The sequence below is a fragment of the Acinetobacter sp. WCHAc060042 genome, from assembly GCF_003231195.1.
GTDB lineage: Bacteria > Pseudomonadota > Gammaproteobacteria > Pseudomonadales > Moraxellaceae > Acinetobacter.
On sequence record NZ_QKVN01000001.1, the window covers coordinates 124,527 to 151,128 of the forward strand.

Below are 26,602 nucleotides of genomic sequence, written 5' to 3' on the forward strand. Positions count from 1 at the left end.
ATCCAAATCAAAAATCTAAGCCTCTAACTGACCATAATCTTTCATTAGTTGAATAAACTCAGCTTCATTGATCACAGCAATCCCAAGCTTCTCCGCTTTATCCAGCTTTGAACCAGCTTTTTCACCTGCAACGACACACTTGGTTTTACTCGACACACTACCACTGACACGTGCACCTAGTGCTTGCAAGAGCTGTGTTGCTTCATCACGGCCCATCGTACTGAGTGTCCCTGTCACGACCCAACTTTCACCATTTAAAGGTTGGCGACTTGGTGTCACAGGCGCGTCCCAGTGAATACCTGCCGCCAATAATCGGTCCAAAACTTCAAGGTTATGCGGTGCTTGAAAAAAGTCGACAATCCACTCCGCCGTGATATCCCCCACATCTGGAGTTTTCTTTAAAGCTTCAATGTCTGCGACACGTAACGCATCTAAAGTTTGGAAAGTATTGGCCAACATACGCGCTGTGGTTTCACCTACCCCACGAATCCCCAGCGCATAAATAAATGCAGCCAAAGTCGTTTTCTTGCTATTTTCAATCGAATCAATCAAGTTCTGAACGGACTTCTCACCCATTTTTTCAATGGTTAATAGCTTTTCTCGGTGCTCATGTAGGTGATAAATATCAGCCACATCTTTAAGCAAATCAAGATGTAACAGTGATTCGACCCAACGATCTCCCAAACCTTCAATATCAAGCGCTTTACGGGATACGAAGTGGCGAATAGCCTCAATACGCTGTGCGGCACAATACAAACCACCAGAGCAACGTGCTAAAGCTTCACCTTCGGGCATTACCACAGGTGATTCACACACGGGACATTGGCTCGGGAGTTCAACTTCAGTGGCATCAACAGGGCGGAACTCAGGCCACACTTTTTCTACTTTGGGAATCACATCACCACTACGGTAAACACTGACAGTATCGCCAATTCGCACATCTAGGCGGTGAATTTCCCCAATATTATGCAAGGTGACATTTGAAACGGTCACACCACCCACAGCAACAGGATTCAACCGCGCCACAGGGGTCAGTGTACCTGTACGGCCCACTTGCCAGTCAATATGTTCAACCGTGGTAAGCGCAGCCACCGCAGGGAATTTATACGCCGTTGCCCAACGCGGTTCTCGACTTAAAAAGCCTAGCTGTTGCTGTTGTTTGAGACTGTTGACCTTAATCACCATGCCATCAATTTCCACACTCAATTGTGGTCGTTCCGCATTGATTTGCTCATAAACAGCTTGAACTTCTTGGATACTATCGCAAACAAAATGACGCTCACCGACTGCAAAACCAAACTGTTGCAACCACTCTAGACTTTCCGACATGGTGCTTTGACCATGATTGGGTTCACACTGCGCAATACCATAAGCATAAAATGCAAGTGGACGTGCAGCCGCAATGTTCGGGTCTAACTGACGTAGACTTCCCGCTGCGGCATTTCGTGGATTGGCAAAAGTCTTTTCACCTTTGGCTTCATTTTCTGCATTGAGCTTTTCAAAGCCAGCTTTAGGCATCAAAACTTCGCCACGAACTTCTAGTAATGTAGGTACTTCGCCCTGATCTGTGCTCAACACCTTCGGCAAGTTACGAATGGTTTTGACGTTTTGGGTAATGTCTTCCCCTGTCTCACCATCACCACGCGTCACCCCACGAACTAACACACCCTGTTCATACCACAGTGAAATGGCAAGACCATCAAACTTCAATTCGACATCGTATTGAATCGTTTGATTCGGCAAACGTTCTTCTGCACGGCGCGCAAAGGCAAAGAGTTCTTCTTGATTAAACACATTACCCAAGGACAGCATCGGTACCACATGAGTCACGCTCGTAAACTTCGCCAAAGGTTTAGCACCCACTTTATTGATCGGGCTATCTGGCTGAATACACTCAGGGTGTTGTTCTTCTAAAGCTTTCAATTGATGAAAAAGCTGATCATATTCACTGTCTAAAATGGTCGGCTGATCCATCACATAATAAGCATGATTATGCTGTGCCAAAATTTGGATCAGTTGACGCATTTGCGCAACGACAGTCGAAGTTTGAGTCATAATTTCACCATAAAAAAGGGCGGTCTTTGTTCCGCCCTAAAAATTGTATTTCTGCTGTCTATTATAGAAATCGTTATCGTTCCTTTCAATCAGATTAAGCGTCGATTGCTTGTCCAGCACGGTAATCAATCGCCAAGTGGCGCCAATGCTCACGCAGTTGGGGCGTGAACTCTTGATTATTTTGGTCATAAACCGTTCCATCTATTTCACGAGCGATCAAACGTGAAATACTGTCCATGGTGTCAAAGGCATTTTGGACATCACGGTGTGGTAAGGCCAAGAAAAATGCCAAGCCTTTAATTGGATCGGTCGATAGATTTTCCAAGTCAAAACCATCCATGCCTGTATCGGTAATTTGCAACACAGAGAACAATAACTTTGTTCCATCTTCGTTATAACGATGGAAACATGACATTTCGCCAAAACGTAGGCCATACTTCATTAAAACTTTTAAGGTTTTCTCACCAGACAACGCGCGACGTTCAGGATAAACATTCAGGGCAATAAACGATTCTGCTGTGGCTAAGGCACTTTCATCATCAACAATTTTTTGCTCATACAAATGTGCATCTAAAATACTACTTTCATCGTCAAACTCTGAAATTTCGGCTTTTTCGACGTTGGCATTTAAACTAAATTCAGTTTTATCGGCCCTCGCTTGGTCATCGACAAGCGCTGAGGTTGTACTTTCAGTCGTTGATTCTGTTGCAGTATTTTCAGGAGTGGCTGAGTCTACTGCTTTATTTTCTATGTCAGCTGATGCCACTAAACTTGGTTCAGCATCAGTATTCTCGACTACACTATCTGCATCTAAAGCCTTTGGTTCAGCTTTTCCCGCTATTGTTGCATCGACTGGAGCATCACTTAAAATCGGCTCTTTACGCTCTGCAGGTTCCACGACCACCGTTTGCAGTTGGTCACGGACATGACGTGGAATAATCGGTTTTTGACTATCTTCATCAATATGCAAAGTCGAATCTAGCGATGGTGCGGCATCTGTCGGCTTTCGGAAAATCATTCTGATGCCAAGCAGCATAATAATCACTGCTATGACGATACCAATAATTGTTGTGTATTCCATCTTATTAGGCCTCCGCGACTAAACCGTATTCTTTTGCCTGTTCTAAATTTACAGTCACTAATTTTGATGTTCCCGGTTCAGGCATCGTAACACCTAACAAGTCGGTCGCCATCGTCATTGCGAGTTTATTATGGGTAATGTAAATGAATTGCACCTGTTCAGAAAGCTCTTTTACAAGATTACAAAATCTTCCCACGTTTGCATCATCCAGAGGCGCATCAACTTCATCCAAAACACAAAATGGCGATGGATTAAGACGGAAAATCGCAAACACCAAGGCCAATGCTGTCAGGGCTTTTTCTCCGCCTGAAAGTAGTGCCAATGAGCTGTTGCGTTTGCCCGGTGGACGGGCCATCAGTTTTACCCCAGACTGCCAGTCATCTTCTAAAGTTAGACTCGCCTCCCCACCATTAAACACTTTCGGGAACAAATCTTGTAGTTCAGCATTGACCCGATCAAAAGTAGTCATAAACAGTTTGCGGGTTTCTTGGTCAATACTTTTCATTGCAGCACGCAACTGTTCAACGGTATTTTCCAAATCTTGAATTTGATGACTCAATTCTTCAAAACGTTTAGACACTTCTTCATATTCTTCTGAAGCTGCCAAATTCACTGCACCCAATTTCTCAAACTGCTGCTGTGCTTTTTCTAGAACTTGTTGATGGCTACTGATCTCAATGTTCAAACCCTCAATAGCTTCAACATTCATCTCTTTCAGCTGTTCAGAATAATGTTGTAAGTCTGACTTTGCAGCTTGCCACGCCAAACGTTTTTCTTCTAACTGAGTTCTCAGCTTTTCATCTTGTTGCTGATGCTGATGACGTTGTTCGGTCAAACTCTGCTGACGCTCTTGCACCGCATTCAGCTCAACTTGCCATTCAGACCATGTTTTTTGTAGCTTTTCAGTGATCTGTGCTTGTTCACTAAACTGGCTTTCTAAGGCAGGTAGCTCCAGTTGTACAGGGTCAATAAACTTTTTGGCCTGTTCCATCTGCGACAAAATTTGCTGATACTGTGCTTTTAAAAAAGTACGGTCTTTTTCTAACAGTTCAATCTGCTGTGTGGTTTGCACTGCCTGACGACGTACCATTTCAAGTGCTTGCCAAACCTGCTGTGCCTGCTGCTGGCTATCATCCAGTTGCTCAGTCAAAGACTCCACTTGGAACTGCATAGTTTTGTAGTTAGGCAAGTTTTGCTCAAGCTTAATATTCAATGCATGCAGATCAATCTCCAAATCATCTTTTTGCATGGCATCTTCTTCGAGTTGACTGTCTAACTGTGCCAGTTGATTGGCCAATTGTTGTTTTTGCACTTCAAAGGCTTGGTTGGTACTTTGTACTTTGGCGATATTCAAGTCAATCTGCTGGGTTGCCTGAACTTCTTTTTTCAATAGCTGTTGATCCGCTTTTAACTGCTCATCTACTGCTTGAACTTGAGTACGAAGTTCTGTGGTTTTCGTTTCAAGCTGAGTCAGAAGTCCTGTTTTTTCAGCAAGACTCTGTTCAATTTCATCTAAACGAATTCGATGACTGAGTGCCCCCTGTCCAGCTTGGCTCGCTTCGTCATAATCCAGACCAATCACCCAGTCCACGCCAACATGATAACCGTCTAAACTTAGAAGAGACTGACCATCTTTCAATTGCTTTTGCAAAGCGAGGGCTTGTTTTAAGTTCGTGGTCACTCCCACCTGTTGCCACAAAGAGGACTGCGGTGATTCAATCCAACTGGCTAGGCTATCGCAACCTGCAATTTCGATTAGTTCAACATGTGGCTGAGGCGTTAACTGACGTGCAACCGCATCGGTAAATGCATCGCTATTTTCCAAACAATGCGCTGAAAGCCATTTGGCTAAGAATTTCTCGACCAGCGTGGCATGGGTTTTAGCCGCATCTTTAAGCTTCAGCACGTGCATCAACTGTGGATGATCACTATTTTTTAAGGCGCTGACTTTGACCAATAGCTGCTTTAGATGTTTCTGTTCTGCACTTAAGACCTGTATATCTGCCCTGTGCTGATTTAACTCAGTTTGAGCAGCTTGGTGCTGAATACGCAAATCATCCAGCTGTAACTGCACCTCAATGATACTTTGCTCACGTTGTAACTGCTGTGCCTCAGCGTCTTGCTTGGCATGCAACAATTGGTCTATCGCATCCAACTGGCTTTGGTTTTGAATTTGCGCCGCTTGCTGCTCTAAAATTTGCTTTTGTTGTTCAAAACGTAAAATGTTTTTGGCCAACTGTTCACTTTGCGCCAACATTTGCGTTTTTTGTTGCTGTTGCTTTTCAACCAAACTTTTGACTTGTTCAAACTGTTGAAGCAATTGTTGCTGCTGTGCTTTTAAATCCGTTAAGCCTTGGCTTTGCTGTTGGTTTTGACTTTCTTGCTGTTGTAACTGTTCGGTATGAAGCTCATTTTGTTCGTGCAAACTTTCCAGTTGCAACTCGATCAACTGCATACGTTCTTTGGTTTGCGTCTTCTGCTGTTCAAGCTGTGCCAAAGTCGTCGTATTTTGCTGGAACAGGCTCTGCTTTTGTTCCAAAGTCATTTTCAACTCAGCCAGCTTTTTCTCTGCCTGTTGCCACTCACTCTGTAGAGGCGTGGACTGCTGAATCAGGCGTTGAAATAGCTCACTGGTTGAAGTCAAATCATGCTCTAAAGTGGTTAACTCTGAACGGACTAACTTGAACTGATCGCCCAAATCATTCATGTGTAGCGTATATTCTTGTTGTAAACGACTGCTTTGTTCGCATTGAAAAGATAAAACTTCGACTTTAATGGTGCGAATTTGACTTTCCAGTGTTTTGTACTGAATCGCGGTTTCAGCCTGCCGTTTTAAAGTTTTTAACTGTGATCTTAACTCAGAGGCAATATCTTCTAAACGCGATAAGTTTTGCGTGGTGTGATCCAAATGCAATAAAGTTTCACGGCGACGTGCTTGATAACGTGAAACTCCTGCGGCTTCCTCAATAAAAACCCGCATTTCTTCAGGTTTTGCATCGACCAAACGGTTGATCATGCCCTGTTCAATAATCGAATAAGAACGTGGCCCTAAACCTGTGCCCAAGAATATATCGGTAATATCCCGACGACGACATTTGGTGCCATTTAAAAAGTATTCAGACTTACCATCTCGGTTGACCTGACGCTTAACTGCCAGTTCAGTATAGGCATTATAACTGCCACCTAACTTGCCATAGGTGTTGTCAAAACGTAGTTCTACACTTGCGACACTAACCGGCTTGCGCTTTGCCGTGCCTGTAAAAATGACATCCTGCATACTGCCACCACGCAACTGACGTGCACTGGATTCACCCATGACCCAACGGATCGCGTCGATTACATTGGATTTACCACAACCATTCGGCCCAACCACAGCGGTACGGCTATCTTTAAAGTGTAATGTAGTACTGTCGGCAAAAGATTTGAAGCCGGAAAGTTTTAAACTGCTTAAACGCATAATGTCCTGACTAACGTCGTGAGCGTCTCGCCCACGCAAGTTCAATTTGTTTCATTCGGGTCAGAGATTCCAACACCAAGTTACGTAAGTGTCGACAAAAATCTTCCATAAATAAAGTAGCTTGTTGTGATTTTCTGATTAAAACCGCATCAGTCACTAGTTTAAATAAATCATAAGATTCTTGTAACTCTCTACGTGAAGTATTTAAGGTTAAAAAATAGCTTCGACGTATCGAGGGTAATAGCTCTTGATAGAACTTCATCAGATAAGGATTGCCCACCATTTCATGCTGACGTGCCAATCCTTCAAAAATTAAATCATAAAATTTTTCGATACTGCCTTGTTTCAACTGGTTGCTCAATTCATCCAATAACAATTGCAAACGTTCCGCTTCATAGCTACGCCATGTCTCCGCAATACGTTGCACAATTTGCCCCAAAAGCAGGCTACTGGTATCAAACAATGCGCGCACTTGTTGGGCTGACATTTCTGAGACAATCGCGCCACGGCGCGGATAAATTTCAATCAGATGGGTACGTTCAAGCAATAACAAAGCTTCACGCACAGAACCGCGACTCACATCCAGTTCTGCGGCAATACGTAATTCTTGTATTCGCTCACCTTCAACCAACTCACCGCGAATAATTTGTTCACTGATGTGCTTGGCAATTTGTTCGGACAAACTCTCTGTATCATGTGCTTGCATACTGTTCCTAACTTGTTTTTATAAGATGCAATCCATGGTCTTTAGTGACCTATTTTTAAGTTTTACCTGAGATTAAACGGTAAACACCATGTCATTGTCAGACAATTTTACCGTCTATAATGCCAATGAAAATCAAGCTAGACAAGATTTTCGCGCTTATTTAAGAACTAAAACCTTGATAAATAAAATATAGCCCAACGACAATTAATAACCCCGCAAAACACTTTTTCAACATTGCAGGCGATAAAAGATGCGCCACTTTCGCACCAAACTTCGCAGTAATGAAGCTCATCATCGCAATCCCGAAAAAGGCGTAGACATGAATATAACCAATGGTATTCGGTACATTGACCTCAGCTCGATGACCAAACCACATAAAATCCAAAGCACCAGCTACTGCAATAGGTAAGCCACAAGCTGCAGATGTCGCCACTGCTTTTTGCATAACGACCCCGTGCCGGTTTAAGTACGGCACTGTCAAACTTCCACCACCAATGCCAAAAATCGCAGAAGCCACACCAATACCTGCTCCAGCAAATAACTGTCGTCCTGTTGAAGGTAACTGACGCGATGGATCGACCTCGACATGTGCGCCACTAAACATTTTGTAGGCCACCCAAACAGCAAAGAAACCAATGAGCAGTTGTAAGCCATGTCCCGACATATAGTCAGCAATGCCTGCACCTAAAAATGCCCCCACAACCAACCCAGGAGCTAAATTACGAAATACCGACCACAACACTGCTCCCCGTTTATGGTGCGCACTCACGGAGCTCATTGAAGTGACAATAATTGTGGCCAACGAAGTTCCCACTGCCATATGCATAATGACACTGGGATCATAGTTCAGATGAGTAAACACCACATATAAAATTGGTACAATAATCAGCCCGCCACCAACGCCAAACAGCCCCGCAGTAAAACCAGCGATTGCACCAATCAGCAAATATATGATTAACTCCATGATCATTTCCACTTTTCTCAGATTCATATGGATTTAGAGACACGCCAATTACAACAACTTCTCGCTGAAGCACAGCAACTCCCTGAAGTTTTATTGCTAAAACCAGTTACCACATCCACCAATGACGATGTGCGAGAAATTGCACAAAAAGGGATTCAGAGTGTTTTAGTGTGTAGCACACGGCAAACACACGGCCGTGGACAACGCCAACGACAATGGGTGTCCCCAGAAGGAAACATCTATTTAAGCACATTGTTACAAAGCAAAGCACCTATAGATGGGCGCTTGGCTTTAGAAGTTGCGCTCAATATTTTACAAATGCCGAGCTTACAAGGTTTAGCTTTGCAAGTGAAATGGCCAAATGACCTATATAGTGCACAAGGCAAATGGGGCGGAATTTTAGTTGAACCGCTATCGAGCCACCAAGCGATCATTGGGGTGGGCATCAATATCAATCAAGTCGAAGATACCCAGCTCGATCAAGCCACCAGTTCACTTGAACAGCTTGGTTTAGCCCAACCAAATCGAATTCACTTAATGGCAGAACTGTATCTGGCCATTCAACAAGCAGGCTTATGGTTTTCTCATAATAGTGCCAATTTAGCTTCACGTTTTAACCATTATGCAGCCTTCATGCAGCAACAGGTTGAATTTGAGCATATGAAAGGTCTATCTCAAGGTATATTCTTAGGCATTCAAGATGATGGTGCAGTACAAATTCAGACCGCGAATGGTGTTGAATGCTTTTACCAAGGCCGCTTGCGCCCAACATCCGTCATTTAAATAGACCGAGGATTATCATGAAAAATCTATGGTTAGATATTGGCAATACGCGGCTGAAATATTGGATTACGCAGGAAGATCGCATCATAGAACAAGGTGCTGAGTTACATTTACAATCCCCTGCTGACTTACTTTTAGGACTGATTCAACATTTTAAAAACTTAAATATTCAGCAGATTGGGGTATCTTCGGTTCAGGACAAAAAAAATAACGACCGAATCAACAAGCTTCTAAAAAGCTTAAATGTACCCATCACCTTTGCCCAAGTACAGGCGAGCTATGCGGGTCTACAGTGTGGCTATGAAAAACCTGAACAGCTCGGAATTGACCGTTGGCTACAAGTACTGGCTGTAGCACGCGATGCTAGGCAGAACTATTGTGTCATTAGCTGTGGTACAGCGCTGACCATTGACTTGGCTGATGGGTTACAACACTTAGGTGGATATATTTTACCAAATCTTTACCTACAACGTGATTCACTCATTCAAAACACCAAAGGTATTAAAATTCCAGATGCAGCTTTTGATCAACTTGGGCCTGGTCGTAATACCATCGACGCCGTGCATCATGGAATTTTACTTGGTCTCGTCAGTACCATTGAAAAGGTTTTACAGCAGTCCCCACGTCAACTGATTTTAACTGGTGGCGATGCTCCTATATTTGCACGTTATTTGGAACATTATGCACCTTGCATTGAAAATGATTTATTACTCAAAGGCTTGCAATATTATATTCAGTATCAATTTTGAGTCGAAATCGCAGTCTGAGACAGTAATAAAGGCTTTAAATTATTAAGTAACAACTCAAACTCAATATAACCATCCTCTCCCATAAAATGTCCTGCACGTTTTACCTCCTGAACTTCAGCACTTAAAAAGTGTCCAAAAGTCAAAACGAAAGGGGGTGGAACAAAAGGATCGTTATTTGAAAACATCACCACACGCGAAGCAATATGTGAATGTAACACCCCACTGTCTAACTTCGCTTGAGCAATAAAGCTATCTAGCTCAGGAACAGCCTTCAAAGGGGCTTTAAATCCTGCAATACAGTAAATGGCTTTAATTCGACGTTCCCGCAGTTGAATACTCAAGTAATGTAAAGTTGCCAAACACCCCAAACTATGCGCAACAATAATGGTGTTTTCATCCAAAGTTGACATTTGCAAAGCTAAAGCCTGCTGCCACTCTTCAAAATTCGGTGTATTACTATGTGGCAATACCAAACGCTTAACGGCCAAGTGAGCATCTATCTGGGTAAGTTTTTGGCTTAGCCATGGAAACCAATGATCATTGGGAGATCCCTGATAACCATGCACGATGTAAATATGTTGTTTAGATTTACTCATTTTTCTAGCTTCTTATTATAATGTTTTAAACGAATAAATTTTACGCAACTTTCAGTCCATAAACAGTGCGTTTTTGTTATTCCCCTTGTTACTGAAGAAACTAGCTCTATCCTCTTGTTGCATAGATTACAGACGTAAAAAAGGCGCATACGCGCCTTTTTTACTCATCTCATTGTGAAAGCTGACTTATTTTTTCTTGTCATTTCCACCGAACAATGGTCCCGCACCACCGCCACCAAATTGCTTTTGCAAGCCACCTAATGATTTCATCATTTTTGCCATGCCTGATGGATTAGCAAATTTCTTCATCATCTTCGCCATTTGTGCATGTTGTTTAATCAACTTATTGACTTCAACCACATCCATACCGCAGCCTGCTGCAATGCGCTTTTTACGGCTTGGGTTCATCAGGTCTGGGTTACGACGTTCTTTGATGGTCATCGACTGGATAATCGCTTCCATCTTTTTCACTTGCTTTTCAGGGTTCGCTTGTGCCAACGCATCTTGGATCCCTGCATTACTCATGCCAGGTAGCTTATCCAAGAAGCCCATCATGCCGCCCATTTTATTCATTTGCTCAAACTGCATTAGCATATCTTCAAAGTTGAAGCTGCCACCTTTTTGCAGTTTTTTCGCCATTTTTTCGGCTTTTTCTTTGTCGACTTTACGTTCAAGCTCTTCGACCAAAGAAAGTACGTCACCCATACCTAAGATACGCTGTGCAACACGTTCAGGATGGAATGGCTCTAAGGCATCGAGCTTTTCACCCATACCTAAGAATTTGATTGGCTTACCTGTGATGGCACGTACTGAAAGCGCCGCACCACCACGTGCATCACCATCAGTTTTAGTCAGAATCACGCCCGTTAATGGTAATGCATCATTAAAGGCTTTGGCTGTATTTGCCGCATCCTGACCGGTCATTGCATCGACCACGAACAAAGTTTCAGTTGGCTTAATCGCCGCGTGAAGTTCTTTGATCTCGTCCATCATTTCGTCATCTACGTGTAGACGACCTGCGGTATCGACAATCAAGACATCCGCAAACTGAATTTTGGCCTGTTCAATTGCACGCGTTGCAATAGTAATCGGTTTTTCGTCAGCACTCGATTCAAAGAAAATCGCACCGACCTCACCTGCAACGGTTTGTAGCTGTTTAATTGCTGCTGGACGGTAAACGTCGGCAGACACCATCGCTACTTTTTTCTTTTGGCGTTCTTGTAAGAAGCGAGCTAGTTTTGCAGCCGTTGTTGTTTTACCTGCACCTTGTAAGCCCGCAAGTAGGACCACAACAGGAGGTTTTGCTGCAAGATCAAGGCTTTCATTGGCCTCGCCCATCATTTTTGTTAATTCGTCATGCACGATTTTAACAAATGCTTGGCCCGGCGATAATTGAGTCATCACTTCCTGACCCAACGCCTCTTCCTTAACTTTCGCGATAAATTCACGAGTTACAGGAAGTGCAACATCGGCTTCAAGAAGTGCCATACGTACTTCACGTAGGGTATCTTTAATATTGTCTTCGGTTAGCTGCCCAGAGCCAGTAACATTTCTTAAACTCTGCGTGAGTCGTTCCGTTAAGGTATCAAACATTGCAAAATCCGCTTAAAATTGCTAGTTGCAAAAAAATCTTTCTTAAAATAGAAAATTTATGCATAGAATGCTATAGGATACTGTAGTTCGCACCGAATTTATATAAATGAATATTCATCATCCTGAAAAAGGTTTGACATGATTAGCCTGCCCTTGGTTTATACCATCTTAGCATTAGTTGCCTATACCACCTCTTTTTGGTATTTGTTTATCAAATTAATGGCTAAACGTGATCCAAACCATTGGTTTATTGGTATTATTTTAGGCTTAGGCCTATTGTTACATGCAACCGTTTTGTACCATGACATGCTCACGCCAATGGGAGTGAATTATGACGTTTTCGTCTTAATGTCATTTACATCGGGGCTCATGCTGTTACTCAGTCTACTTTATAGTACTTATCGTCCAATTTTAGCTTTGAACCTGATTGGCATCCCTGTGGCCGCGACAGGACTTATTTTAGGTTTTGCCTTTAGTCAGTCCACTCAATTTATTGAACAGCGCTCATTGGGCCTAGATATTCATATTATTTTATCGCTGTCGGCCTATGCAGTACTCCTCATGGCGACCATACAAGCCGTGATTTTATGGTTCCAAGATCGTGAGTTAAAAAACAAACAAAAGAAACGCTTTTGGGTCAACTTACTGCCCTCTTTTCAAGCGATGGAATCTTTATTGTTTGACTTGATTAAAACGGGTTTTATTTTACTGACTGTGGCGTTGATGTTTGGTTTCTTTACCATTGACAACTTTTTTGCCCAACATCTGGCACATAAGACCGCTTTTAGTATTATTTCTTGGTTTGTGTATGGGGCTTTGCTCATCGGACATTACCGTTTCGGTTGGCGAGGTCAAAAAGCGATTCGCTTTACCTTAATTGGATTCTTTTTATTGGCTGTCGGTTTTATCGGATCTAAGTTTGTATTGGAAATGATTTTAGGTCGATGACGTCTTTTCGTTGAGTTCGCTTTATTAAAGATACAGTACTTTACTCAAAAAGTAGATGTATAACATAATGGCCCAACAGAAAAGCCCAGCTTAGGCAAACTGAGCTTCCATCAAAATTTAATTAATTGATTTATAAAAACTTATGCAATAAATTCTGTATACAGTGATGATGTTAATTCTAGTTTTTCTAAAATTAACATCTAGCTCTCATCTTAGTATTTATAATTTAATTACATTTTTAATCGGTATTCTTCCAGATTTAGCTGACAGCCAATATATGATTTCTGCTGATTGTTATGAAACTTATTAAAATCATCCAAATTAGAATCATCATCAAGATTGTTTTGCTTCACCCATGCTTTATAAGCAGAGAAATTCTGAATCACAAAATCCAATAAATTTACTCTAGCTTTGGTTAAATCACACCACTTACTTTTAGATTCCAATTGTTCTGAAAGTGGAACCTCTTTATCATCATAATCTCTAGAATAGATCATATTATTAATTACAGCTTTATTGAGTTCACCATTCAAATGTCGATACTGTTGATCGAATTCGTCACCAGATAAAGCAAAACAACTGCTACTAATAAATAACAGTATAAAGCTTAGTAATTTCATTATTTTTAATATCCTAAATTTTCATTTATTATAAAAGAAACTTGATCAAAATTTTATTCCATTTAACATTATAGAGCCTATACGCAATAACACTAAAACAGAACACAATGCTTTTGGCCAATGACAATGTAGATAAACTCATCCCCTCCATAATTGACTAATTCCCCCCAATCAATCACGGTCTGTGAAAGATTTATGCGTCTATGACGAAGCTCCTGTAGCCAATAGTATTGATAAATCATCCTTAAATTTATAATTAGAATAATGCAAATAGATTATTTTTCACCCACCTGTTATACTGACAAAACTATTACGCCTCCCTTCTTCTACCTTCTACTTAGAGTAATGCCAATGAAGTAAGTCTTATTTTCCGTCAAATCTAATTTATTTGTTTTCTGACGTGCAAAATAAACTTATTTACTACTCTATATTTCTATATAAAAATTTATTTTGTATGTCCTGTATAAAGGAGTCTTCAATGACCCAACAGGCCTGTACCGTAAAAAACCTAAGCGTTCAATTTACTCATGAAGCACTTTTTCAGCATTTAAACTTTGAATTGCCCGCTGCCCAATGTTCAGCCCTGATCGGACGTAATGGTCAAGGCAAATCAATATTAATGTCCTTACTCGCTCAAGCGCACAGACCCAATTATGCGAGTGGCGAAGTGATTTGGCATATGCCATTTTCCCACTTAAGCCAGCTCGAACGTTTAAGCAACTGTACGCTTGCCGAAGCCCTTAATATTGCTGACCTGCATGCAAGTTTTCAGCGTATTGAACAATCTATCGCAAGCTTTGAAGACTATGACCGCGTCGAACATGCATGGCATCAACCCTCTGAATGGTTAAAATTACTGAAAAGTGCAAACTTACCTACAGATCTATCCAGCTCGGTTTCTCAACTAAGTGAAGGTCAGAAAACCAAACTGGCACTGTGCCGCCTATTTTTACAAACTGAGCATTATTTACTTCTTGATGAACCCAGTAATCACTTAGATCATGAAAGTCGTGTGTGGTTAAGCCAAAAAATCCTTCAACATCCTGCGGGCTGTTTAGTCATTAGCCATGACCGCACATTGTTAAATCAAATCCCCAACACCTATGTTTTAAATGATTTTGGCTTGCAACATTTCCGTTGCAACTATGCCGAGTATCAGTCACAAGCAGAGCAACAACAGCAGGCGTTACTACACAACATCTCGCAAGAGAAACGCGAACTTAAACAATTACAAGTCCAACAGCATGAACAACGCATGAAAGCCCAGAAAAGGCAAAAGTCTGGGCAGAAATTACGAAGCTCAGGTTCTCAAGCCAAAATCCTGCTCGACTTTAAAAAAGAACGTGCCAGTCAAGCGCTATCGGGAGTCGCGCAGCAACAACTTCGCCAAAAGGAACAAGCGCAAGACGAACTCAAAAACAAACAGCAACAGCTAGAACAGATGAAGTCACAAAAGTTTGATTTCCATTTTCAACCTCAACAAACTGGTGAAATTCTTCGTTTAAAAGATGTGGTTTTAACCACACTCTCTATCTCGCATATTTCTTTTGCTTTATATAGCGGAGAAAAAATCCAACTGCGCGGCCAAAATGGTTCAGGTAAGTCGACTTTACTTCGTACCATCCAAAATCATAGCCATATTCAATCGGGAGAGATTTTCAAGCGAGGAGCATCGTTATATTTAGATCAAAACTTTAGTCTGCTGAATCCAAAACTGAATGCGGTACACAATTTACAATTATTGAATCCGTCTTTGTCTGATGAAGAGTGTCGAAATCAATTGGGCCAACTTCGAATTCGACGAGATAAGGCTCTGCTTCCCATCTCACTACTCAGTGGCGGTGAACAACTCAAAGTTGCCTTACTGTGTATCAGTCTCGCAGCACAGCCTGTGGACTTACTGTTACTAGACGAACCCGAAAATCATCTCGACATCGACTCAAGACAACTGTTGGCACAGGCTATTCGCGATTTTATAGGGGCGGTTATTTTAGTTTCACATGATGATGCCTTTGTCGAGGAGACACTGATTCAAAACTATTTCGATTTAACCCAAACGCATTAGACTGGACAGCGTGATCGGATTTGCGTATAACACCGTTTTTCTATTTGACTGGTGACACCGCTGTGAAACTCATCCTTGCACCGATGGAAGGCTTAACCGACCCAATCATGCGTGATGTGCTCACGTCTGTAGGTAGCTTCGACTGGTGTGTGACCGAGTTTATCCGTGTGACCAATTCGGTTTTACCTGATCATATTTTTCATCAGTATTGCCCTGAATTACTGCATGACGGAAAAACGGCAGCGGGAACACCCGTGCATGTTCAATTTTTAGGTAATGATCCTGAAATGTTGGCTGCCAATGCCATCCGTGCTGTGAAACTCGGTGCACCCGCCATTGATATGAACTTTGGTTGTCCAGCCAAAACCGTGAACCGTCACCGTGGTGGCTCGGTGCTTTTAGATGAGCCAGAAGTGGTGCATGAACTGGTCAAAGCAGTACGTGATGCGGTTCCTGCGCACATTCCTGTTTCTGCGAAAATGCGCTTAGGCTATATGGACCGACATTTTATGTTGGACAATGCTCATGCCATTGAAGACGCAGGTGCGGCTTGGGTTACCGTGCATGCACGGACCAAAGCCGATGGTTATACCCCACCCGCTTTTTGGGATCAACTCCGCCCGATTCGTGAAGCCTTAAAGATCAATGTGATTGCCAATGGTGAAATTTGGAACAATGCAGACGCGAAACAGTGTCGCTTAGAGTCTGGCTGTGAAGATTTGATGATTGGACGTGGTGCCGTGACTACCCCCGATTTGACCCAATGTATTCGTCAAAATACTGATACACCTCTACTGACATGGAATGAGCTATTGACCTTACAAATCCGTTTCTTAAACGGCGGGTATAAGAAAGAAATGAATATGGTCGGACGTTATAAGCAATGGTTGGGCATGATGTCTAAACATTATCCTGAAGCCAAAGCTTTATGGGATGAAGTCAAACGTATTAAGCCACTAGATGACATTATTCTCAAACTAAATACAAGCGCGACTTAATCCGTTCGCGCAACGATCGCCACATAAGTCGGTAAGTTCCATGCCCCACCCGCAAAGCCTTTACATTGCTGCGATTGTGCCTGATAGCTGAGAACAAAAGCCTGTCCATTCCAAGCCCACTCAGAACGAATACCACAGTCAGCAATGCCCCGCCCTTTTTGTTCTGAGAAAATTTGCGCCTCACTAAAACTTGAGCCTGATGTGGTAACTTGCTGCTGGACTTTTTGTAAAGCTTTGTCCATGACCCAGTAGCCTAGACCTTCATTGTATGCCCCACGCCAACATGGTACTTGAACCACCACTTGTTCCGCATTCAGCGGATAGACTGAAACCCGATCATCCTCAAAAAACCGCGCCTCATAGAGATTTGGACAGTCTTGTTCATCTGTTTTTGCTTTTAACTTTTTAAAGAGTTGATGGGCATTTTTACTGTCCACGGCAAAGTGGCTGGCAACCGCAGGTCGATATCCTGTAATGCCAATTTTAGGGATGGCTTTGGGTTGTAAAACATTTTGCTCAGACTGATTGCCTTTTTGATAGATGGCATTCGGTGTATTTACCCGCTTTTGTATATCATCCATTTTGAGCAAAACAGCATTTGCCCCTGCGGTTGAAATTTGCCATTGCTGTGCTTGGGTCGTGAGACGAATATCTTCTGCACCCACCAAGGCCTTTAGCAACTGCGTACTTTGAGCACTGGACAGTTTTGCGGTACTTTTGTGGGCATCAAAGGTGGCTCTTCCCAACGAAGTAGCGCCAACACTCAGATTTGCCTCCATATTTTGCACTAAGTCTTCTTCTATCTGAAGTTGGATAAGCACTGCACCGCCTGCACCTGCGGGACGAGAAATCAGTAAAGATACTGGTTGACCAAACTGAGCATCACTCTGATAGCCTGCCGCACGGCACATACCCGTATTATCACAGGCAAGTTCCCAGTCCTTATGTATAAAGTAACTCCCCGTATCTGCATAAGCCAGTTGAGTTAAGGTGCTGATCAAAACAGCGCCCAAGAGTGAATGGCTTAGTGTTCCTAACGTTTTATTCAACATATGACTTCACTCCGCTTGCGTGGAATATTAACCCTGTGCTTAAAAACTTCGGCTCTGTACCGCACCTGTATAATTTAAACAGTCTTCAACACGAATCCGTTGCACTTTAGACAGTTGATCTAAATCAAACCATGCATAGGCCGTATGTTCATCGCTCAGCTTAATCTCGGTCGATGCAGCCAAATGGCATCTAAAAATAAACGCATGTGAAGTCACTGCCGCATGAAAATACACACCCGATAAATAATCAATTTGGACCTCACAACTGAGTTCTTCTTGGCACTCTCGCAGTAACGCTTGATGAATGGTTTCACCCATGTCTAATGCACCACCTGGTAAACCCCAAGCCTGATCAGCATAATTGGCTTTCAGTAATAAAACCTGCCCTACAGCATTGGTGATGACCGCATGAGAGCTTAGTCGGTAAAAATCGTGGAATGCCATACACTTTCCGTTGGTCAAAGCTACATTCATTCATTAAAACACAGTCTGAACATGAATTGATTAACCCCTGTAAAGCCTCTGCCTTTCAGTTTTTCATCAATCAGGAAAGTAGATCGGCTTCGACATTTGTGTCTCAAAATCGACAGGCACTGAAATATGTTGATGTACAACCAACCACTCTCCAGCCGTTTTTTGAAAACACAGTGTCGTTCGGCACCAAGGGATCTCTGGAGTAGCCACCCCACTGGCATGATCAAGTTTGGAATAACAATGAACAAAGGCCAAACCATCACGACTAAAAATATTCAGGCTACGCCTAAAAACCTTCACTTCACCATGAAAAAATGGTGCATAGCGTCGCCATAGTTCCTGATAGGCTTGTACGCCTTGTAACTCAAATCCAATATCAAACAAACTGACATCACTCTGGCAAAGACGAATAATATTTTGTACATCCATTTTACAAATGGCATCATCCCACTGCTTGAGTTTGAAGATAATCTCATGCCCCGCATGCTCATCTCCAATTAATCGTACATCCACATAGTGCTCCAACAATGCGCATAAAATACCCATAAAAAAACGCGTGCGCCTTCCTTAGCTAACACGCGATTTTTTTAAATTCTTAAACCCATCAATAATTTAATAGCAAATTAAGCTGTTAAATCTTTAATTGTGGCGCTTGCACCATTGTTTTTTACAGACTCAATGCCTTTATCGCGTGACTGCTCCGTAGCATAAAACTGACTGGTTCCAATAATCTGATGGTTGGCAGCCTTTAAGTTAAAATAAGGCTTACCATTTTTGGCTTCTAAGCGATCATAACGCGCATCATCTGGACTATTTTTCTGAACTGACTCAATTCCATTATGGGCTGACGCTTTTGCTTTATACAGTTCACTGGTTAAAATGACTTCTCCATTTCCCGCTTTCAAAACAAAGCGATATTGACCGTCATTTGCCTGACTGAGTTCGTACCATCCTGACATAAGCTCACCTCTTGTTATTTTAAAGCAATAATAAATAAATCAGATTTGAATAAAAAACCATCCAATTTTATAAAATATAAATGACTTCTTTTATAAAAAAAAGCCATTTATTGCCTTACCCATCTTTATTTTTTTTAAAATAACAGCGCTATATGAATAATGCATGACAACATCAAAATGCCAACACTGCATTTTCTCAACTCGGCTGAAACGGTTGATTATCCTTAAACTACTTTAGGCTTTTAGCACCAATTTACTATAGCTATTTCTTGGCATTTCAATAATTTCTACGCATATTTGTACAGCTAAATCGGTCGGAACTTTAAAATTTTGCTGCAATGTTTTAAGTAAGAGCTTGGAAATAGCAGATTGCGTGGCTTCATCTCGACCACTAAGTAAAGAGACTTTGGCATGTAAATAAGCTTCTGCGTCTCCATCTACCCCAATCACAAAATCGGATTGTTTGATGGCACGACTTTTCACTTCATTGCCCGATTGTACAAACTCACCATCAAGCAAAGCTTGGTTTAAAGCCAACAACATCGGTTTAACTTCGAGAGTGTCTATATTATCTGAGTACTCAAGGTGGATATGAGGCATAACGTATTCTTCAACAGTTTTTTATCTTTATAACATGCTGTGCACTTGTTTAAACAATTCATCTACTTTCAAAATCGTTTAAAACAAAAAATGGAGTCCTATTGACTCCATTTTAATTGCTAACTGTAAACTCAGCGCATTAGGCTTTTTTCACATACTCAGACTTGAGTTTCATCGCGCCAACACCGTCAATCTTACAATCAATATCATGACCATCTGCAGCATCAGGTAGCAAACGAATATTTTTCACTTTAGTTCCGACTTTTACCACAGACGACGAACCTTTAATTTTTAAATCTTTAATTACCGTTACTGTATCACCATCAGCGAGTAAGTTGCCATTGGCATCTTTAATTGCCACCACTTCTTCGGTAGATTCCCCCTCTTTCCATTCGTTTGAACATTCAGGGCAGATCAGCAAATCACCATCTTCATAAGTATATTCGGACTGGCACTTTGGGCAGTTGGGTAAAGACATAAAAACCTCAAAAATAAAAAATAAGCAATTCGCATTGCTCAAAGCGCCAATATAGCATTATTCAGGCTAAAACAATGTGAATCACGTATTTATTTTATGGCTTTGGTTTTGCTTCTGTAGAAACAACGTTGATGCATGATTAAAGTAAATTTTACCCGTAGAACACTCATCCTAAGCTTATTTTTGCTCCAAGCACTGCTTCAAAATCACCACATGGTTATGCTGTTCTTCTTTAGCTGCGGTAAGTAACGTGATCTGCTCTTGCAATGCCAGTTGCCGTAAGTCATTCAACTCGCTGGGATGTGCTTCCAGTTCTTTCATATAACGGACCTTAAACTCATCCCAGTGTGCCACCATGTCTTGGTGATACCATTTCCGCAGCTCATTGGACGGGGTTAAGTTTTTTGACCACAGATCTATTTGGGCTTCAAGCTTTGAGACTCCTCGTGGCCATAGCCGATCAACCAAAACACGCTTACCATCTTCGGCTTCAACAGGTGCATAAATCCGCTTCATGCGTATTGGCATGCAAAACTCCTTTTTATTCTTTTGTGCAACTTATTCAATTGTTCAACGATGACGAAGTATTATTCATCGGGAATGTCTGGATTCACTAAAAAAGCCAAGAGTTGCAATGACTCTTGCCACCCCAGATAACAGCCATCGACAGGAATCACTTCTGGTAAACCAGACTGTGTGATATGGACTTCTGTTCCTACAGGGACCTCTTTAAACTCTACACGGACTTCAATTTTACCTGCCAGTTCAGGTACATCAAATTCATCGGTATAGCGTAATAAGTTATTTTCAATGATTTCATGATAGGTACCATGAAATGAATGCTGCATGCCTGTACTAAAGTTGGTAAAAAACATACGATATTGACCACCCTCGCGTACATCAAACTGCTCCACATGAGCCGTGAAACCATGCGGTGCCATCCATTTTACTAAAGCATCTGCATGGGTAAAAGCACGATAGACACGCTCGACAGGTGCACTAAATACGCGGTGTAACTGAACACTATTTGACATCATTTTTCTCGTTCTTTTCAAATATTCATGTTTAGTTTAAAACGCTAGAAATTAGAAACTGTAGCGTTATTGTGCGTAAATATAGAGCAAATAAAAAAGCATGTTTTTCAACATGCTTTTAATTTAGTGCTGACCTAAGCTTGGCCTTGCTCATAGTTTTCGTCGTCATCTTCTTCATCATCATAGACATACGCCATACAGCCCCAACCATCGTATTCACCACCAAACTGCTCTGCAATTTTGGTAAACCACTGTTCTAAGTCGACAATGTCAGAATACTCAGGTTCCATATAGACATAAATGGTAATGATCCATTCGGAAACATCATTGTCCTCATCGACAAATAAGGTAATTTTTTGTTCTTCTTGTAGTAAATACAGTGCACACTTTTCAGCTTGCGACTGATCTTGAAAGGCAATCGAATATTCTATTTCATGCGGCTCTGACAGATCATCACCATCCTCAGCCATTTGCCAAAGTACATTTCCGTTGTCATCATCTGGATATAATTCAAAATCACGTGTCATGCGAATGTCCTTGTTATCTTTTGAGCCAATATAACGTTGGCAAGTGACAAAATAGTGACTTCAACATAGCATAATTTGCTCATTTTTTAGCAGGTGGATCTGATTTTTTCTGCCAATTTTTACACTTTCTTTTTCTATCTATTTTCAACTTTATTGTACAACTCGATGTTCAAGCACAATGTGGCTTTGTCCTTGCACATCCCCCGTTTTTAAACTGTTCAATAAAGCTGTAAATTTCAACTCTTCTAACCGTAGCGCAAGATAATGATCCATAATACGGGCATGACCAAAGACAGCACCATAGTGATTAATTAAAGTAAAGTCATCGCGCAGTGCTTGAAGTAGCAAACCGAGATTGTCTTGAGCAACGCGTTGTAAATAAAAGTCTGCTTTGCTGTTAAATAACTGAGAAAGCAGTGCGATGGCGGATAAATGCCGATGCTCATCCAAAAATGCACAAGTGACCACTTGATTATGTTCTACAGCACGAATCACCTGCTGACGGACTTTGAGTAAATGATTGGCCGCATCCGTTTTCCCATAGCCTTCGATGAGTTCATCTAATAACTGCTCTGAAGGCAGTTGGTAAATGTGGCTGTGTGTTTCAATTTTATTGTTTAATGCTTTAGAAATTTCAGCCAACTGCTCTCGTTCTTCTGCCATGTGAAAAAATGCGCCTAACTTTTCCTTTGCCCGTTGCATGATGGTTTCTTTGGCTTTGAGCTCGTATTCCGATAAGAAGTGATTTACTTTTTCAATCCGTTGTCGACATTGATTGAGCATCTGTTCGGCGTCAAATTTAACCGTTTCTGCAAACAACTCCACTTGGCTCAGCCGTTCAATCACATAATGTTCGACATCAATGATTTCTTGATAATGACTTAGCGCTTGTTCACGTTGTCTGAGTGTTCCCACTTCAATTCTTAAACTCGTCAGTCGATGTTGTAATTCATGCTGTTGTTGTTCGTAAGCCTCTAAGGTATTTCGACTGCGCTCTAAATTACATTCTAAAATTTCAATCTGCTTTTTGTGAGCGAGACTGCGCCTGAGTTGCCAAAAAATAATCGTACTGAGTAATGCAATCATGACAGCAAGTAGATAAAACATAGCCTATCTCCCAAAGGGAAAGTCATTTTTATTTTTTGAGGCTCATCTATTAGATAGCTTGTAAATTGAACGGCGAGCCTTATAACAGACAAACGTACTCTCAGCCCATCTCAAATTACTCAGCAATACCTGATCCAAAGAAGAAGCACATAACCTGACACTTTAAATGGACATATTCGCTATACATTAAGGAGGCTCTTTTACACTCTAACTTAGCTGTGTTTTGGGCAATTTTATATCCCAAATTTTAAGTATTTCTCGTTTTTCTTAAAAAATGTGTCTTGGTTAAAAAGGTACGTTCCCATGAATAGTAACAGTCTCCCCTGTTAAAGGCTGTTTAAAGGCTAAAAAGCTGGCATGTAGAGCCATACGCTTTAAAGGACTCCTTGTCGGTTCAGGATGATAGAGCTTGTCCCCTGTAATAGGATGCCCGATATATTGCATATGCACACGAAGCTGATGCGAACGCCCTGTAATCGGGGTCAGTAAAACCCGTGTAATATCGGTCTCAATGTCATAACTAAGGGCTTGATAAAGCGTTTTTGCAGGTTTGCCCAGTTCGAAGTGCACAATCTGCCGTGGTCGGTTTTCCCAGTCGGTAATCAACGGTACGTCAACACTGCCTTCAGCATCTAACTGGCCTTGAACTAAAGCAATATAGTGTTTATCCACCGTGCGAGCTTGGAACATTTTACTGACCGCAACTTCGGCATCGCGGTGCTTGGCAAACATTAAAATCCCCGAGGTCGCCATATCTAAACGATGGGTAATTTTGGCATGTGGATACTGCGCTAAAACCCGTAAGTAGGCACTGTCTTGGTGTTCTGGTAAACGTCCTGGCACCGACAACAAACCCGCAGGCTTTTCAATCACCACCAAATCATCGTCTTCATAAACGATCACCAAGTCTTCTTGGGGAGGTGCATAAATAAAGTTGTCATTTAAAGCCATGAAAATAACAGCATAGAAAAGCGAGCGCGAAAAATAACAAGCTGTGTTTCTACTGTCAATCATCTCACCAATATAGAAAACTCTCTCGGCTATTGGTTTTTCGCCCTGTAAATCATAGTTGATCGGTCAGTACTGAATAAGAGGCTTAAGAATGAAATGATCCATGAGGAACTGAAACAGCAGGATTTCTTAAACTTTGTTAGAAATCTAGAATTTTATTTTTGTTTTGCTGTTTATTCATTGGAGAAATTTTTTAGGGTGTCTGGGAAAACATGTTGTTTACTTCAACTATCATAACTTTGTAAGTGATGATCTTATAGCCTATAAACTTTTGATTTATAGCGTCCTAAGCCGAATCAAGACCTTTTGGGTAAGTACTACTCACGCGTTTTGCGCCACTGGTAGCATGCTACTCTTTTCGATCCCGTCACACCCTTGAGATATAATTTAACAATCCAAGGACGGGATTGTTTCCCGAAGATAAAGTCTTTTTGGCTGTTTTTGGAAAAAAATCCTAGATTATTATTCATATAAAAAATATTTTCCCAAATGAACCAAATTTATGATTTTTTTCGCACATAAAAGCACTTTTCTTAGGATTTTATTTCTTCAAAGGCAGATATCTTACTCATTCATTACTTTTGAACATTTGCATCAATTGAATAAGATTGCCACAAGTATCATCAAACACCGCTACCTTGACTGTGCCTGCTCGCGTGGGAGCTACGGTAAAATGTACCCCTAATTTTTTCAGGCGCTCATATTCCATATCAAGGTCATCCACTTGAAAAGAAGTATAGGGAATCAGATCTGCCTTGAGTGCGGTTTTAAACGGCTGTGCTGCGGGATGTGCATCAGGTTCCAGTAGCAGTTCAACGCCCTCTGGACTTTCGGGTGAAACCAAGGTCAGCCAACGATAATCCCCCACAGGTACATCATGTTTCACTTTAAAACCGAGTTTTTCTGTATAAAACTGACAGGCTTTTTCTTGGCTATCGACCATGATGCTGGTGACATATATTTTCATTGTTATTCCATGCGTATCCGACTTTTCATAAATAGTTATAGCAGAAGCTTATGCTTTTCTGTGTTATGAATTAGACGTTTTTAGATAGGCATTTGTGAAACATTACAATGCTCACACACTACTGATTCAGTGTAATATTTTGAGATAATTTGAAAAAAAGGGGATAAAAATATTTAAGAAATAAAACTTTATGATTTTTTGGGATCAGGAGATAACTTCAACGATTAAAACTGGGTAAGTTCTAAACTTTTGCCTATAAATGGATAATCTATAGCGTCCTAAGCTGAATCGAGACCTTGTGGGTAAGTACGACGCTGATCTGATAGATAACGAGTCGCAAACTACTCTTTTCGATTCCTGTGCCCTTGAACGTTATATTAGGCAAAATGATACGAAATAAAATTCCTAAGATTTGCTTATTTCGTCATAGGATGAAAAAAATTTCCAAAAATTCAAAAAAACAAAGGAAATTTACACACATCAGCAGTTTTTTATTCTATTTCATTGCATACGTTCAGTCTTATTCGGTTTCTTGGCATTAAACTGCTCAAAACATTAAGTCCCCATATAGCCTTGCAGCCACGTTGCAATAAACCACCACAAACTGATCGCGGACATACCACAGAGTAAGTTCGCTAAAACTTTCTGCAAATTACTAAGCTGAGACAGATAGATTTTTCGGTTAATTACATACGCAACCACAGCTAAGGCTCCGCCGATTGCACCCCCAATGATCACTAAAAATAAAGGCCAACCTGCCATGAGATGCGCAACTGTACTCAGTTTCGGTTTCTCATTTTCAATCAACGCCATTTCTTTATTTTCCATCATCTCCCCTATATCTTTTCATCATGCTCACACAATATATCAAAGCATATTCATTAAAATTAACTTAGCAAAAACCACGCCAAGGCTACTCAAAACTAAGATCGTCGATGTCCTGAATTTTGCTCAAATACATCGGAGCAATATTCACCTTGCTCCATATTTCTTTAAATTTAGGGTCGCTATCAAGGTCTTTATTGATGTTTTCTCTGACGAGCTTCTTCGCGGTAAGAAAATTAACACTGGTTTCACTGTTCACATAGGGGCCAAAATTATCTGAACTGTCATAACCAATCAGGCGCATATCACGCCCCTCTAAACGAAACTGGTAGGCCCAATATCCATAACGACCATGTGCATAATGCAGTTTTAACAAGCCTTTTTCGATAGAGGGCACCAACTCAGGGGCAAAGTACACACCACCATCTTCATTTTCCGAGGAAAATAGAGACAAATTCTGAACGACTTTTTGGTAGTGCCCTTTCACATTCAACAGCACAACCACACCACGGCGGTTGCGGTCTAGTTTTCCTCGGTATTCATCGGTGATCCATTGTTTCGGATCCGTAGCTTTGACGATTAAAACCACATCTTTTAAGCCATCCTTGTTTAAGTCTCCTTGAATAGCTTCAAATAAGGTATAGCTCGTAGGAATATAGGCCTTATAACGAATGCTGTCTTTTTTTAGCTGTTTTTCTGCTGTACTCAAAGTGGTATCTGCATAAACCAATGAAGATGAACTCATCAATGCAATCACACCAAGCAAAACCACCATGAAAGACTTAGGCATAAATATCCTTAAAATTATGAGAAAACATCAGACCTGACTTTTTATCCATCAGCATTATAAGCTTGAATAGAACGTACAGACTGTTGATATTCTATGATCAGCATAAACAAACAATTTAAGAGATGTATTTTCATTAATTTACGGCTTAAAGCTAAAGCTGGGG

Annotated in this window: 27 protein-coding genes; 5 read left to right on the forward strand and 22 right to left on the reverse strand. The window is 41.3% G+C overall.

The window, feature by feature from the left end; genetic code table 11:
- Positions 1 to 15: 15 nt before the first annotated feature.
- The 5 genes from ligA to DPG01_RS00565 all read right to left on the reverse strand — a co-directional run bounded on the left by ligA (position 16) and on the right by DPG01_RS00565 (position 8,263).
- Positions 16 to 2,055: an NAD-dependent DNA ligase LigA gene (ligA, locus tag DPG01_RS00545; protein ID WP_110973851.1), complete on the reverse strand. Its 2,040-nt coding sequence runs from the start codon at positions 2,053 to 2,055 to the stop codon at positions 16 to 18.
- A gap of 94 nt (positions 2,056 to 2,149) precedes the next feature.
- Positions 2,150 to 3,136 (reverse strand): cell division protein ZipA C-terminal FtsZ-binding domain-containing protein, encoded by a 987-nt coding sequence (locus DPG01_RS00550; protein ID WP_110973852.1) that lies wholly within the window; start codon positions 3,134 to 3,136, stop codon positions 2,150 to 2,152.
- Between the two features lie 4 nt (positions 3,137 to 3,140).
- On the reverse strand, positions 3,141 to 6,593 hold the full coding sequence (gene smc, locus DPG01_RS00555) for a chromosome segregation protein SMC (RefSeq protein ID WP_110973853.1): 3,453 nt from the start codon (positions 6,591 to 6,593) through the stop codon (positions 3,141 to 3,143).
- A 10-nt stretch (positions 6,594 to 6,603) separates the two neighbouring features.
- Complete coding sequence (locus tag DPG01_RS00560; RefSeq protein ID WP_086208747.1) at positions 6,604 to 7,299, reverse strand: GntR family transcriptional regulator; 696 nt, start codon at positions 7,297 to 7,299, stop codon at positions 6,604 to 6,606.
- Positions 7,300 to 7,459: 160 nt separating this feature from the next.
- Positions 7,460 to 8,263 carry a sulfite exporter TauE/SafE family protein gene (locus DPG01_RS00565; protein ID WP_110973854.1) on the reverse strand — a complete coding sequence of 268 codons (804 nt, stop codon included), beginning with the start codon at positions 8,261 to 8,263 and terminating at the stop codon, positions 7,460 to 7,462.
- Between the two features lie 27 nt (positions 8,264 to 8,290).
- Between DPG01_RS00565 and DPG01_RS00570 the strand changes: the two genes are divergently transcribed.
- Positions 8,291 to 9,046 (forward strand): biotin--[acetyl-CoA-carboxylase] ligase, encoded by a 756-nt coding sequence (locus tag DPG01_RS00570; RefSeq protein WP_110973855.1) that lies wholly within the window; start codon positions 8,291 to 8,293, stop codon positions 9,044 to 9,046.
- Between the two features lie 17 nt (positions 9,047 to 9,063).
- Positions 9,064 to 9,795 (forward strand): type III pantothenate kinase, encoded by a 732-nt coding sequence (locus DPG01_RS00575; RefSeq protein ID WP_110973856.1) that lies wholly within the window; start codon positions 9,064 to 9,066, stop codon positions 9,793 to 9,795.
- On the opposite strand, the gene DPG01_RS00580 is transcribed toward DPG01_RS00575, so the two are convergent.
- Both DPG01_RS00580 and ffh read right to left on the reverse strand, forming a co-directional pair.
- Positions 9,786 to 10,391 carry an RBBP9/YdeN family alpha/beta hydrolase gene (locus tag DPG01_RS00580; RefSeq protein WP_110973857.1) on the reverse strand — a complete coding sequence of 202 codons (606 nt, stop codon included), beginning with the start codon at positions 10,389 to 10,391 and terminating at the stop codon, positions 9,786 to 9,788. The two genes, DPG01_RS00575 and DPG01_RS00580, sit on opposite strands and share 10 nt — an antisense overlap.
- 186 nt (positions 10,392 to 10,577) lie before the next feature.
- On the reverse strand, positions 10,578 to 11,984 hold the full coding sequence (gene ffh / locus DPG01_RS00585) for a signal recognition particle protein (RefSeq protein WP_086208751.1): 1,407 nt from the start codon (positions 11,982 to 11,984) through the stop codon (positions 10,578 to 10,580).
- A gap of 138 nt (positions 11,985 to 12,122) precedes the next feature.
- Here ffh and DPG01_RS00590 point away from each other — a divergent pair, with 138 nt between their 5' ends.
- Entirely contained in the window at positions 12,123 to 12,932 is an 810-nt protein-coding gene (locus DPG01_RS00590) for a cytochrome C assembly family protein (RefSeq protein ID WP_110973858.1), read from the forward strand.
- 230 nt (positions 12,933 to 13,162) lie between these two features.
- On the opposite strand, the gene DPG01_RS00595 is transcribed toward DPG01_RS00590, so the two are convergent.
- The gene (locus DPG01_RS00595; protein WP_058870186.1) at positions 13,163 to 13,552 is read right to left on the reverse strand and encodes a hypothetical protein; all 390 of its coding nucleotides are present in this window, start codon (positions 13,550 to 13,552) and stop codon (positions 13,163 to 13,165) included.
- Positions 13,553 to 14,030: 478 nt separating this feature from the next.
- Between DPG01_RS00595 and DPG01_RS00600 the strand changes: the two genes are divergently transcribed.
- Both DPG01_RS00600 and DPG01_RS00605 read left to right on the forward strand, forming a co-directional pair.
- Complete coding sequence (locus tag DPG01_RS00600) at positions 14,031 to 15,617, forward strand: ATP-binding cassette domain-containing protein (RefSeq protein ID WP_110973859.1); 1,587 nt, start codon at positions 14,031 to 14,033, stop codon at positions 15,615 to 15,617.
- Between the two features lie 62 nt (positions 15,618 to 15,679).
- Positions 15,680 to 16,615 (forward strand): tRNA dihydrouridine synthase, encoded by a 936-nt coding sequence (locus tag DPG01_RS00605; RefSeq protein ID WP_110973860.1) that lies wholly within the window; start codon positions 15,680 to 15,682, stop codon positions 16,613 to 16,615.
- On the opposite strand, the gene DPG01_RS00610 is transcribed toward DPG01_RS00605, so the two are convergent.
- The 14 genes from DPG01_RS00610 to DPG01_RS00675 all read right to left on the reverse strand — a co-directional run bounded on the left by DPG01_RS00610 (position 16,612) and on the right by DPG01_RS00675 (position 26,394).
- Positions 16,612 to 17,667, reverse strand: a complete 1,056-nt coding sequence (locus DPG01_RS00610; RefSeq protein WP_110973861.1) for a DUF1176 domain-containing protein — start codon at positions 17,665 to 17,667, stop codon at positions 16,612 to 16,614. The two genes, DPG01_RS00605 and DPG01_RS00610, sit on opposite strands and share 4 nt — an antisense overlap.
- 39 nt (positions 17,668 to 17,706) lie before the next feature.
- The gene (locus tag DPG01_RS00615) at positions 17,707 to 18,111 is read right to left on the reverse strand and encodes an NUDIX hydrolase (RefSeq protein ID WP_110973912.1); all 405 of its coding nucleotides are present in this window, start codon (positions 18,109 to 18,111) and stop codon (positions 17,707 to 17,709) included.
- A 96-nt stretch (positions 18,112 to 18,207) separates the two neighbouring features.
- Positions 18,208 to 18,654 carry a YybH family protein gene (locus DPG01_RS00620; RefSeq protein WP_110973913.1) on the reverse strand — a complete coding sequence of 149 codons (447 nt, stop codon included), beginning with the start codon at positions 18,652 to 18,654 and terminating at the stop codon, positions 18,208 to 18,210.
- A gap of 110 nt (positions 18,655 to 18,764) precedes the next feature.
- Complete coding sequence (locus DPG01_RS00625; protein ID WP_110973862.1) at positions 18,765 to 19,100, reverse strand: YegP family protein; 336 nt, start codon at positions 19,098 to 19,100, stop codon at positions 18,765 to 18,767.
- Positions 19,101 to 19,334: 234 nt separating this feature from the next.
- The gene (locus DPG01_RS00630; protein WP_110973863.1) at positions 19,335 to 19,700 is read right to left on the reverse strand and encodes a 5-carboxymethyl-2-hydroxymuconate Delta-isomerase; all 366 of its coding nucleotides are present in this window, start codon (positions 19,698 to 19,700) and stop codon (positions 19,335 to 19,337) included.
- A 139-nt stretch (positions 19,701 to 19,839) separates the two neighbouring features.
- Entirely contained in the window at positions 19,840 to 20,178 is a 339-nt protein-coding gene (locus DPG01_RS00635; protein ID WP_110973864.1) for a zinc ribbon domain-containing protein YjdM, read from the reverse strand.
- 177 nt (positions 20,179 to 20,355) lie between these two features.
- Entirely contained in the window at positions 20,356 to 20,706 is a 351-nt protein-coding gene (locus DPG01_RS00640) for a DUF488 domain-containing protein (protein WP_110973865.1), read from the reverse strand.
- A 59-nt stretch (positions 20,707 to 20,765) separates the two neighbouring features.
- Positions 20,766 to 21,215, reverse strand: coding sequence for an SRPBCC family protein (locus DPG01_RS00645; RefSeq protein ID WP_171327316.1), 450 nt, complete (start codon positions 21,213 to 21,215; stop codon positions 20,766 to 20,768).
- A gap of 131 nt (positions 21,216 to 21,346) precedes the next feature.
- Positions 21,347 to 21,739: a ribonuclease E inhibitor RraB gene (locus tag DPG01_RS00650; protein WP_086208762.1), complete on the reverse strand. Its 393-nt coding sequence runs from the start codon at positions 21,737 to 21,739 to the stop codon at positions 21,347 to 21,349.
- A 150-nt stretch (positions 21,740 to 21,889) separates the two neighbouring features.
- Positions 21,890 to 22,846: a DUF5660 family protein gene (locus DPG01_RS00655; RefSeq protein WP_110973866.1), complete on the reverse strand. Its 957-nt coding sequence runs from the start codon at positions 22,844 to 22,846 to the stop codon at positions 21,890 to 21,892.
- Between the two features lie 285 nt (positions 22,847 to 23,131).
- Entirely contained in the window at positions 23,132 to 23,797 is a 666-nt protein-coding gene (locus DPG01_RS00660; protein WP_110973867.1) for an RluA family pseudouridine synthase, read from the reverse strand.
- Between the two features lie 628 nt (positions 23,798 to 24,425).
- Positions 24,426 to 24,824: a VOC family protein gene (locus tag DPG01_RS00665; protein WP_110973868.1), complete on the reverse strand. Its 399-nt coding sequence runs from the start codon at positions 24,822 to 24,824 to the stop codon at positions 24,426 to 24,428.
- Positions 24,825 to 25,379: 555 nt separating this feature from the next.
- The gene (locus tag DPG01_RS00670; protein WP_110973869.1) at positions 25,380 to 25,652 is read right to left on the reverse strand and encodes a hypothetical protein; all 273 of its coding nucleotides are present in this window, start codon (positions 25,650 to 25,652) and stop codon (positions 25,380 to 25,382) included.
- Positions 25,653 to 25,737: 85 nt separating this feature from the next.
- Positions 25,738 to 26,394 (reverse strand): hypothetical protein, encoded by a 657-nt coding sequence (locus DPG01_RS00675; RefSeq protein ID WP_228156949.1) that lies wholly within the window; start codon positions 26,392 to 26,394, stop codon positions 25,738 to 25,740.
- Positions 26,395 to 26,602: the final 208 nt, after the last annotated feature.